Consider the following 10,419-nt stretch of genomic DNA (forward strand, 5'->3'; position numbering starts at 1 on the left):
GGGCGAAAGCGGTACGGGCCATGCTCAATCCCTGCCCAGGCCCGAGGGGCCGATGCGTTCCGCATTCGGCACGTCCGAGATGCGGATGCGGATCAGGTGACGGCGCTCGTCCGTGAAGGTCGTCCGGCCGTGCAGCATGTGGTGGTTATCGACCAGCATCAGGGTATCGGTCGGCAACTGCTCGATGAAGCGCTCGGCGCCCGTCTCGGCCGCCTCGTTCATCAGTTCCACGGCGTCGCGCAGGGCCGGCGTGTCCAGGTCCGGACGGGCGTCGAGGCCCTTGATGATCGAATCGTAGCGCCAGCGCATCATGAAGCGCGGCGCCGGGCGCGCGCCGAAACGCTTGGCCTTCGACGGGCTGAACACGGTCGATACGAACATCTCCACGGTCTCGTCGCCGGCCGCGTACACGGCCGGAACACGGAACGGCACCGGCGTCGTACTCAGCAGCTCGAACGCGGCGCGGCCTTCCGGCGTGCGTTGCAGCGCACGGTAGATGCTCTCGGTGTCGACCAGCAGCGAATGGCCGCCATGGCAGCGCGCGGCGTTCACGACGTACAAAATAAATTGTTCCTCAGGCATCGGATAGAACGACGAGTCCGTATGCATGTCGGCGCGGCCGACGCGTTCGGAAAACGTCGTGAAGCGGCTGCCGCCTTCCTTGACCGGCATGGCGCGCACGTCCCAGGCCACGCGGCCCGTGCGCTGGTCCGTCGAGGTGGGGTAGCCGAGCATCAGCGTGAGCGCATACAGCGCGGCGTTGCGGCGCTTTTCCGGCAGGCCTTCCAGGCCGAGGCCGTACAGCACCACGCCATTGGCCCGCAGCCCGCGCAAGCCTTCCGTCAGGTGGGCCAGCGTCGGCACCCGCGCCAGTTCCTTGCGTAATTCGACCTCATCCGGATGGGCATAAAAGCCGTTGTCATTGAAATGGTCGAACCGCCGCGACAGGATCTCGAAAATGGCGTCGAGGTCCTTATTCCACGAGAAATTCGATTTGGCGGAAGCGATGTCGCCGATATACGAAATAGAAGAAAGCATATAAGAACTCCAAAAAGGATCGACGAAAAACAGGCACTGTTCATTCGCAAAGCTGCATGCTTTGTTTAATCGATTTATTTCTAGGTGGCAACAATGTTATTCAAATTAATGTGAACTGCCGTAACGTGCGACCGACCAGCGCAAACACTCGGCAAGAGTGAAGAGTGTGGTTGATGYACTGCAACAGAGTAGCATGACGGACAACATGTTAAAAAGTTCAATATGAAGTACTTTTATGGCTTAATTTATTCAAAATGAATTGCACCGCAGCGGTGCACGTATTGATGCGTGAACCACGGATAAATGACGGCTTGATGAATTGCGCACGCGGCGGATGCAGGATTCGCAATTCGCGCCGTTCATTTTTCGTTTTGTATTTACGAGTGGGGTGGTTGATTATTTAATTCGTGGGATTGCGTGATATTTGCCTGCGGGGCGGCAATCACCGGAGAGTGCGGGCGGGACGGGAGGCGGGAGGGAACGGATACCAAAAAAAACGGCGACCCGAGGGCCGCCGTCCGCGTGTGCCGGTCAGTGCCGGCGATCAGCGCATTTCTTCGATCATCTTCTTCAGCTTGCCGGAATCGGCGCAGAAGGCGCGGATGCCCTCGGCCAGCTTCTCGGTCGCCATCGCGTCCTCGTTCAGCATGAAGCGGAAGGTCTTTTCGTCGAGCGCGATCTTCTGGATGTCCGCATTGGCGTCGGCGACCAGCTTGCGCTCGACGGTGCCTTGCGTGTCGGCCAGTTTCTGCAGCAGGTCGGGAGAAATGGTCAGCAGGTCGCAGCCGGCCAGTTCCAGGATCTGCGACGTGTTGCGGAAGCTCGCGCCCATCACCTCGGTCTTGTAGCCGAACTTGCGGTAGTACTGGTAGATGCGCTTGACGGACTGCACGCCCGGGTCGTCCGCGCCCGTGTAATCGGTGCCGGAGGCCTTCTTGTACCAGTCGTAGATACGGCCGACGAACGGCGAGATCAGCTGTACGCCCGCTTCGGCGCAGGCCACGGCCTGGCACAGCGAGAACAGCAGCGTGAGGTTGCAGCGGATGCCGTCCTTTTCCAGGATCTCGGCGGCGCGGATGCCTTCCCACGTCGACGCGATCTTGATCAGCACACGCTCGCGCGCGATGCCGGCCGCTTCGTACAGGGCGATCAGTTCGCGGCCCTTGGCGACCGTCGCTTCCGTGTCGAACGACAGGGCGGCGTCGATCTCGGTCGAGACGCGGCCCGGGACGAATTTCAGGATCTCGGTGCCGAACGCGATCAGCAGGCGGTCGACGATTTCCTCGGTCGAGGCGTGCGGGAAGTCGGCGATGGTCTTTTCCAGCAGCGGGCGGTATTCCGGCTTCTGGACGGCTTTCAGGATCAGCGACGGGTTCGTCGTCGCATCCTGCGGTGCGTAGGCCTTGATCGATTGGAAGTCGCCGGTGTCGGCCACCACGGTGGTGTACTGCTTGAGCTGTTCGAGTTGGTTCATGATGCGGGAGAGAAAGGATTAGACAGATATTGTATCCCGAATCGTAGGGTGGGCGCGGCCGGCGTAGGCACCCCTGTGCCCACGCGTGACGTATGCGTCACGTTGGCTTCCGCGTGGGCACGGGGTGCCCACCCTACGTCAAATAGATGCCAATAAAATCAATAATTGGTCGCGTCCAGAAACGCCGCCACCATGGCCTCCAGCCCGGCCTTGTCCTCGTCCGAGAACCGGTTCAAGGACGGGCTGTCGATGTCGAACACGCCGACGACCTTCCCGTTCTTGACGAGCGGAATCACGATTTCCGAATTCGACGCCGAATCGCACGCGATGTGCCCCGGAAACGCGTGCACGTCGGGCACGACGATGGTTTCGCGCCTGACGGCCGTCGTGCCGCACACGCCGCGTCCGAACGGGATGCGGGCGCACGCTGGCTTGCCCTGGAACGGGCCGACGAGCAGATCGTGGCCGTCGCCCGACTTCGCCGGCACGGTGAGGTAGAAGCCGGCCCAGTTCAGGTCGGCGAGCGTGTCGTAGACCAGCGCGGAAAACTGCGCCGCGTTGGCAATCAGGTCGCGCTCGCCCTCGAGGACGCTGGCGACCTGGCGTACCAGCAGGTCGTAGTCGGGACGGGTGCTGCGTTCGGGATTGATGTGCATGACGGACGGCGCTGCGTTGTCGAAAGCGCGTATTCTACGGCAGCGTGCCGGTCGGCGCAGGCCGCAAACGACGACGTTCGCGGCCCTCGCAACACACCATCGGAACCGGCGTCAGGCCGCCAGCGCCGCCCCGGCCAGACGTGCGCGGCCGGCGGTATCCAGCTTGACCATCGCGAGGCGCTCGCCGATCCGCACCTTGACCGTCTGGCCCGGCTTGCCGCGGAGCAGAAGCTGCGTGGCGCGGCCGCCGGCCCAGTCCAGGTCGACCTCGATGCCGCCGCGGGCACGCAGGCCGTGCACGGCACCTTCCGGCCACGCGCGCGGCAGCGCGGGCAGGATGCGGATCTCGCCACCCCACGATTGCACGAGCATCTCCAGGATGGCGGCCGAGCCGCCGAAATTGCCGTCGATCTGGAAGGGCGGATGCGAGTCGAACATGTTCGGGTAGGTGCGCTCCCGGCCCAGCAGGCCGCGCAGGATGCCGTACGCACGCTCGCCGTCGCCCATGCGCGTCCACAGCGCCAGGCGCCATGCCGTGGCCCAGCCGGTCGATAGGTCGCCGCGCGTGTTCAGCGTCGTCTTGGCGGCATTGATCAGGTCCGGCGTGTCGCGCACGTTGATCTGTTCGCTGGGATAGACGGCGTACAGGTGCGACACGTGGCGGTGATGCTGTTCCGGCGCCTGGCCGTCCCAGTCTTCCAGCCATTCCTGCAACTGGCCCTGGGCGCCGATGCGGTCCGGCGCCAGGCGCGCGCGCTTCGCTTCGACCGTCTTGCGGAAGTCCGCGTCCGGATCGCGCAGGCGCTCGTGCGCGGCCAGGGTCCATGCGAACAGGTCGCGCACGATCTGGCGGTCCATGGCCGGACCCGCGCACACGGCCACGTCCGGATGGTGCGTGTTTTCCGGTGAGATCGACGGCGACGTCACGAGGCCGCGGCCGTGCGGATCCTCGACCAGCACGTCGACGAAGAACTGCGAGGCGCCCTTCAGCAGCGGGTAGATGCGGGCCAGGTACGCATCGTCCGGGGTGTACTCGTAATGATCCCACAGCGTCTTGCACATCCACGCGCCGCCGCAGGGCCACATGCCCCAGTTCGGGCCGTCGATGGGTGCCGCAGCGCGCCACAGGTCGGTGTTATGGTGCGCGACCCAGCCGCGGGCGCCATAGCTGTCGCGGGCGACGTCGGCGCCGTTGACGGCCAGTTCCTCGACCATCCTCACGACCGGCTCCACGCACTCGCCCAGGTTGGCCGCTTCCGCCGGCCAGTAGTTCATCTCCGTGTTGATGTTGATGGTGTACTTGCCGCCCCATGGCGGATAGATGCCCTCGTTCCAGATGCCCTGCAAATTCGCTGGCTGGCTGCCCGGCCGCGACGACGAGATCAGCAGATAGCGGCCGTACTGCAGGTACAGCGCGGACAGCCCCGCGAGCGCGGCGTCGTCCGTCTGCGGGACGGCGGCGATGCGCGCATCGGTGGGGATGGCGGCACCCGCGTCCGCACGGCCGAGGCGCAGCGACAGGCGCGAGAACAGCGCGCGATGCGCCTTCACGTGGTCGGCGCGCAGACGCGCATACGGCTTGCGCGCGGCCGCATCCATGCGCGCACGCACGGCCTGCACGGGGTCGCCGCTCGTGTCGCGGAAGTTAACGAAGCTGGTGGCGGCGCCGATCAGCAGCGTGACGTCGCGCGCGGCGCGCACGCGCAGGCGGTCGCCTTCGACGGTCACCTTGCCGTCGCCCAGTGCCATGACGCGCACGGCGTAGCGCAACACGCCCTTGATGCCGGCGGCGTCCGCGTTGCCGCCTTCGATCAGCAGGGCACGCGGACCGTCTGCGCGGATGGCCAGGCTGGCCGGCCGCTTCGATTCTTCCAGGTCTTCCTTCACGTCCCAGGGCGCACCCGTGGCGGCCGAGGGATCCTGCGCGGACTTGCCGTCGTAATTGGTCTTGCCGTAATCGACCTGGCGCGGATGGCGGTAGCCGACGTCGAAGTCCAGCGTGCCGCCGCCGCTGGCCTTCAGGTGCAGCACGATCACCTGGTCGGGCGCGCTCGCGAACACCTCGCGCACGTGGCGCGCGCCGCCGCTGTCGAAGCGCGTCGTGGCGATGGCGGTGTCGAGGTCGAGCGAGCGGCGGTACGCTTGCGCCGGCGTGAGTCCATGAAAGTCGAGCAGCAGGTCGCCGGCCGCACCGTAAGGCATCTGCGTGGCCGGCTTCGCGATCAGCGATTGCGCCACCAGGTCGCGCGCCTCGATGAAGCGGCCTGCGTCGATCAGCGCACGCACGCGCGGCAGCGCGGTCTTGAATTCCGGATTGTCGAAGCGGTACGGGCCGCCCGCCCACAGCGTGTCCTCGTTCAGTTGCAGGCGTTCCTGCAACGGGCGGCCGTACACCATCGCACCGAGCCGGCCGTTGCCGACGGGGAGGGCCTCGACCCATTGGGCGGCGGGGCGCTCGTACCACAGCGCCAGTTGCTCGCGTCCGCCATCCGTGCGCGCCACGACGGTCGCGCCGGCCAGGCCGGGCATGCCGGTCGCGGCGGCCGCGAGGCCCAGCGTGCCGAGCACGCGGCGCCGGGTGAGGTTGACCTGTTGCTGACCTACTTTTTCCAATGCTGTCTATATGGACGCCTCCCTTTTGCAAGGTATTTTCAGCTCTGTTCAGACGAGGAAAGTCGCAGTTCTATATCCGGCCTTGTGCGCGGCATTGCCGCTGGCCCCGATGAAATCCGCTGACCCACACCTCATTCTCCTAACGGGCTGTTAGCCCCAGACAGCATTCAGGTTTGGTGGATCCCGGTCTGACCTGTCTGTCATCGCTGTCAATACCCAACGCAACTGGTGACGTGCCATCCTTTCTTCTGTAGTGGGCCTGGCGTCTTGGCATGTTGGAGTACCGACCGGGCACCGTGGATCAACAGGGTTCGCAGATACGTGTCACCACGCTTGCTCATGCCCAGCAGCCGCACTTTCCCTCCACTGCCGGTCTGGCCCGGTATGAGCCCGATCCAGGCCGCGAATTCACGGCCAGACCGGAACGCCCTGGCATCTCCCATGGCGGCCACCGCGGCCGTGGCGGTCAGCAGACCGACACCGGGGATCGCAGAGATCGCTTTGGCGCCCCGGTCTTGCCGCATCCATTCCAGCAGCGATCGTTCGATGCGGGCGATGCGCTCATCGAGCCGCGCCAATTCATTCCACTGGTCGCGCAGCGTGTCGATCAGCGCCCCCGGCAAGCGCTCCGCCAGCCGCTCAAGCGCCGCCTTCACGCCGGCGTCGAAGACTTTCCTGCCCTGGCCGAACACTTCGCCATACTCGCCCAGTAGACCGCGCAGCTCGTTGATCTGCGCCGTGCGTACCTTCACCAGTTGTTGGCGGATCCGGTGCATCGCCAGCACCGCCTGCTGGCCCTCGCTTTTGACCGCCACGGCCTTCACCTCCAGCTGCTGCGCGGCCATGTAGATCGCGCGCGCATCGGCCGCGTCGTTCTTGTTTCCACACACGAAAGCCTTGACCATCTTCCCGCTCATCAGCTTGACCTCGTGTCCCAGTTCCTGAAGCTTGCGCGCCCAGTGCTGCGAGCCGCCGCATGCCTCCATCCCGACGAGGCAGGGCGCGCGGTTGGCGAACCACTGCAGGAATTGCGCACGCTTGATCTGTTTGCTGATCACTTCGCCTGTCTCCTGCTCCACGGTATAGACCTGAAATACGCTTTTGGCCGTATCGACACCGACCGTCGTTTTGCGAGTAGCATTCATGATGTGGATCCTCCGGTTAGCCTCGAAAGTCTCGACACTTTCACTTTAGGCGCTTTTGACGCCGTCGGCCCGCGAGGGTCCACCCCTTCCGCTATCCCCCGCTCCCTTCTTGCCGTTCGTCATTCCGCTCGTAAAGGTGGGAGGCGTCCATTTCATTCTCCTGGTTATCGTATGACTCACGCGATATTAGCACCGCGTCCTTCGATTGTTTATTATAAATAATAATCAAACCAGGAAGAATTTTGCGTTACCGCGCGCCGGTCCGATACTGCGCGCGCGCCTCGCATACGAGACGGTGATGGTCGTCGGCCCAGGCGACGAGTCCCTTCATCGGCACGAGGAAGGAGAGGCCCAGCGGCGTCAGTTCGTATTCGACCCGGGGCGGCACCTCGGGATACACCGTGCGGCGCACGAAGCCGTCTTCTTCCAGCCGCTTGAGGGTCAGCGACAGCATCTGTTTGGAGATGTCGCCCAGTTCGCGCAGCAATTCGTTGAAGCGCTTCGTGCCGCCTTCGAGGGCGCCGAGCACGAGCAGGCTCCACTGGTCGCCGATGCGGTCCAGCACGTCGCGGATGGGGCAGGGTTGTTCGAAGCCGCCGTCGGCGGCCAGCATGAGGGTCTTGGCCATGGTCGTTCCGGGATAGCGGTCAGCGCGTGCTGACCTGATCACGCCGCGCTGACTTCTTGTGCGGCCCTCACAGCCTAGCATAAGATGTGTCAACGGTCCCGTTTTTAGACCGGCCCTCAACCCTATATCGAAGGAAACCACATGGCACGCATCGCCCTCATCGGCGCCTCCGGCAACGTCGGCACGCGCATCCTGAACGAACTCGTCTCGCGCAACCATCAGGTCACGGCCATCGTGCGCGATTCCGCGAAGATCGCGGCCCAGGCCGGCGTGACCGCGGCGCGCGGCGACGTCGCCGACCCTGCCGGCCTGGCCGGCGTGCTGAAGGGCCACGATGCCGTGATCAGCGCCGTGCGCTTCCTCGACAGCGACCCGGCCGCGCTCATCGACGCGGTGCGCGCATCCGGCGTAAAACGCTATCTCGTCGTGGGCGGTGCCGCCAGCCTGTTCGTCGCGCCCGGCAAGCGCCTGCTCGACCAGCCCGATTTCCCCGCCGCGTACAAGGCCGAGGCGACGGCCGGCGCCGCGTTCCTCGACGCCCTGCGGGGCGTGGGCGATCTCGACTGGACGTTCCTCTCGCCGTCCGCCCTGTTCGTACCGGGCGAGCGCACCGGCAAGTTCCGCCTCGCCAAGGACGATCTGCTGGTGAGCGACAAGGGCAGCACGATCTCGTACGAGGACTACGCGGTTGCACTCGTCGACGAGATCGAGAAGCCGGCGCACGTGCGGCAGCGGTTCACGGTCGGCTATTGACGGTTCGCCGGCGTCCACTCGTCCAGTCGCCGCCCCTCGGCGCATGCCGCGATAAGGCGGTCGAGCCGCGCGGCCCGCGTCTCCGGCTTCTTCGCGCTCGTCACGACGTGCAGCATGCGCTTGCGGTAGCCGGGCGGGCAGGCTTCGAAATACGCCCACGCGGCCTGGTGGCGCTGGAAGCGGGCGAGGTCCACGGGGGCCAGCTCGGCGTCCGTCGTGCGCTCGTGCGAATACACGCGCGAGCGTTCTTCCGAACGCAGCGCGAACGCCGCCTCGCCCGCGGGCGTCATCAGGCCCTGTGCGCGCAACCTGGCAACCTTGTCGATGTTCACCGCGCTCCAGATCGAGCCGGCTTTTCTCGGCGTGAAGCGGATCGTGTAGGTGGCATCGTCGACGCGCTTGCGCACGCCGTCGATCCAGCCGAAGCACAGCGCCTGGTCGACGGATTCCGACCAGCTCATGCATGGCTTGCCCGTGCCGACCTTGTGGAAGCCCACCAGCAGCTCGCGCGCGTCGTGCGCGTGCGCTGCGAGCCATTTGCGGAAATCCGCTGCGTCCTCGAAGAAGACGGGGGCGGTCATCCGATGAACGAATCTAACTGCAGGTCGAATTCCTGCAGCGCCTTCTGCGCATTCTGCATCTTCTTGCGGAACTCCGGACCGCGCTGCAGCGCGAGGCCCACCGCCAGCACGTCGATCACGACGAGGTAGGCGAGGCGCGCGGAGATCGGCGTGTACGGGTCGATTGCGAACACGAGGTCGATGGGGATCAGCAGGCTCGCCATCTCGGCCAGCGGGGTGCCGGACGGCGCCAGCACGATCACTTCGGCGCCGCCGCGGCGCGCCAGCTTGGCGGAGCGCGTGAGCGACGGGTTGTTGCCGCGCTGGGAGATCGCGACGAGCGCGTCGCCCTCGCGCAGCAGCGCGGCCGCGATGGCGTGGATCGCCGGGTCCGTGTAGGCGACGGTCGGCACGCCCGAGCGGAAGAATTTATGCTGCGCGTCGGCCGCCACGAAGCCCGACGTGCCCTGGCCGTAGAACTCGATCTTGTTGGCGCGCGACAGGATGTCGAGCGCCTTCTGGATCAGTTCCGGCTTCAGGTTGTTGCGCAGGTCGAGCAGGGTGTTGATGGAGCGGCTGCAGATCTTGTTGACGAGATCCGCGGCCAGGTCATCCTGCGCCGGCTGCTCGTTGGCGCCGGGCAGGGCCAGCGCCAGGCCCTGCGCGAGCTTCAGCTTGAACTCGTGCCAGCCGTCGTAGCCGAGCGTGCGGCAGAAGCGTACGACGGTCGGCTCGGACACCTGTGCGCTGCGCGCCAGCGCGGTGATGTTCTGGCTCACGGTGGCGCTGGGCGCGGCCAGCACGGCGAGCGCCACCTTGCGTTCGGACTTCGACAGGGAGTCGAGCTGGGTACGGATCGAATCGAGCAGCACGGTGCGTTCCTTTAGTCTTCCGGCAGCGCCTCTTCGCGCCACTGCAGGCCGTCGCGGCCGATCAGTGCGGAAGCGGCGGCGGGGCCCCACGTGCCCGACGTGTACGGGGCCGGCGTGGTGTCGTCCTGGTCCCAGTATTCGAGGATGGGCTCGACCCATTCCCACGCGGCTTCCAGCTCGTCGCCGCGCATGAACAGCGTGAGCTGGCCGCGCAGGACGTCCAGCAGCAGGCGCTCGTACGCTTCCATGCGCGGGGACTTGAACTGTTCGCGGAAATCGAGTTCGAGTTCGGCCTGCTTCAGGCGCATGGAATCGCCCGGCGTCTTGGCCATCAGGTTCATCGACAGGCCTTCGTCCGGCTGCAGGCGGATTACGAGGCTGTTCGGCTGGAAGCTCGACGTCGGCTGGTTGAAGATCGAATGGGGGATCGTCTTGAAGCGCACGACGATCTCCGCGAGGCGGTCGGCCATGCGCTTGCCGGTGCGCAGGTAGAACGGCACGCCGGCCCAGCGCCACGTGTCGATTTCGGCCTTCATCGCCACGAAGGTTTCCGTCTTCGACTGCTTCGGCGCGCCCGGTTCGTCGCGGTAGCCCGGCACCGGCTGGCCGTCGACATAGCCGGCGCGGTACTGGCCGCGCACGATGTTCTGCGACAGCGTCGTCGGGGTGAAGCGCTTCAG

General features: G+C 65.6%; 9 protein-coding genes and 1 pseudogene. 1 reads left to right on the forward strand and 9 read right to left on the reverse strand.

Annotated elements, in window-relative coordinates; genetic code table 11:
- Positions 1-24: 24 nt before the first annotated feature.
- The 6 genes and pseudogenes from AC1DYX_RS26475 to AC1DYX_RS26500 form a co-directional block, all read right to left on the reverse strand.
- Positions 25-1,038 carry a TauD/TfdA family dioxygenase gene (locus AC1DYX_RS26475; RefSeq protein ID WP_477264428.1) on the reverse strand — a complete coding sequence of 338 codons (1,014 nt, stop codon included), beginning with the start codon at positions 1,036-1,038 and terminating at the stop codon, positions 25-27.
- A 544-nt stretch (positions 1,039-1,582) separates the two neighbouring features.
- The gene (tal, locus tag AC1DYX_RS26480; RefSeq protein WP_477264430.1) at positions 1,583-2,512 is read right to left on the reverse strand and encodes a transaldolase; all 930 of its coding nucleotides are present in this window, start codon (positions 2,510-2,512) and stop codon (positions 1,583-1,585) included.
- Positions 2,513-2,670: 158 nt separating this feature from the next.
- On the reverse strand, positions 2,671-3,168 hold the full coding sequence (locus AC1DYX_RS26485; protein WP_477264432.1) for a GAF domain-containing protein: 498 nt from the start codon (positions 3,166-3,168) through the stop codon (positions 2,671-2,673).
- 111 nt (positions 3,169-3,279) lie between these two features.
- Entirely contained in the window at positions 3,280-5,781 is a 2,502-nt protein-coding gene (locus AC1DYX_RS26490; protein WP_477264434.1) for a glycoside hydrolase family 95 protein, read from the reverse strand.
- Between the two features lie 150 nt (positions 5,782-5,931).
- Positions 5,932-6,926, reverse strand: a pseudogene (locus AC1DYX_RS26495) (IS110 family RNA-guided transposase).
- A gap of 247 nt (positions 6,927-7,173) precedes the next feature.
- Positions 7,174-7,554, reverse strand: a complete 381-nt coding sequence (locus AC1DYX_RS26500) for a winged helix-turn-helix transcriptional regulator (RefSeq protein ID WP_477264436.1) — start codon at positions 7,552-7,554, stop codon at positions 7,174-7,176.
- A gap of 141 nt (positions 7,555-7,695) precedes the next feature.
- On the opposite strand from AC1DYX_RS26500, the gene AC1DYX_RS26505 reads away from it, so the two are divergent.
- Positions 7,696-8,307: an NAD(P)-dependent oxidoreductase gene (locus tag AC1DYX_RS26505; RefSeq protein WP_477264438.1), complete on the forward strand. Its 612-nt coding sequence runs from the start codon at positions 7,696-7,698 to the stop codon at positions 8,305-8,307.
- On the opposite strand, the gene AC1DYX_RS26510 is transcribed toward AC1DYX_RS26505, so the two are convergent.
- The 3 genes from AC1DYX_RS26510 to AC1DYX_RS26520 all read right to left on the reverse strand — a co-directional run.
- A complete protein-coding gene (locus AC1DYX_RS26510; protein WP_477264440.1) occupies positions 8,301-8,888 on the reverse strand; it encodes a YdeI/OmpD-associated family protein in 588 nt (195 codons plus the stop codon). The two genes, AC1DYX_RS26505 and AC1DYX_RS26510, sit on opposite strands and share 7 nt — an antisense overlap.
- The gene (locus tag AC1DYX_RS26515) at positions 8,885-9,739 is read right to left on the reverse strand and encodes an SIS domain-containing protein (protein ID WP_477264442.1); all 855 of its coding nucleotides are present in this window, start codon (positions 9,737-9,739) and stop codon (positions 8,885-8,887) included. The genes AC1DYX_RS26510 and AC1DYX_RS26515 overlap by 4 nt, the downstream gene beginning before the upstream one ends.
- Positions 9,740-9,750: 11 nt before the next feature.
- Positions 9,751-10,419: glucose-6-phosphate dehydrogenase (NADP(+)) (locus AC1DYX_RS26520; protein WP_477264444.1), on the reverse strand; the 669-nt coding region annotated here is incomplete at its 5' end.

The sequence above is a fragment of the Massilia sp. P2_C2 genome, assembly GCF_056404615.1.

Bases quoted from the DNA above. Each gene is read 5' to 3' on its own strand.
- AC1DYX_RS26475 (WP_477264428.1), bottom strand. From the start codon at position 1,038: ATGCTTTCTTCTATTTCGTATATCGGCGACATCGCTTCCGCCAAATCG.
- tal (WP_477264430.1), bottom strand. From the start codon at position 2,512: ATGAACCAACTCGAACAGCTCAAGCAGTACACCACCGTGGTGGCCGAC.
- AC1DYX_RS26485 (WP_477264432.1), bottom strand. From the start codon at position 3,168: ATGCACATCAATCCCGAACGCAGCACCCGTCCCGACTACGACCTGCTG.
- AC1DYX_RS26500 (WP_477264436.1), bottom strand. From the start codon at position 7,554: ATGGCCAAGACCCTCATGCTGGCCGCCGACGGCGGCTTCGAACAACCC.
- AC1DYX_RS26505 (WP_477264438.1), top strand. From the start codon at position 7,696: ATGGCACGCATCGCCCTCATCGGCGCCTCCGGCAACGTCGGCACGCGC.
- AC1DYX_RS26510 (WP_477264440.1), bottom strand. From the start codon at position 8,888: ATGACCGCCCCCGTCTTCTTCGAGGACGCAGCGGATTTCCGCAAATGG.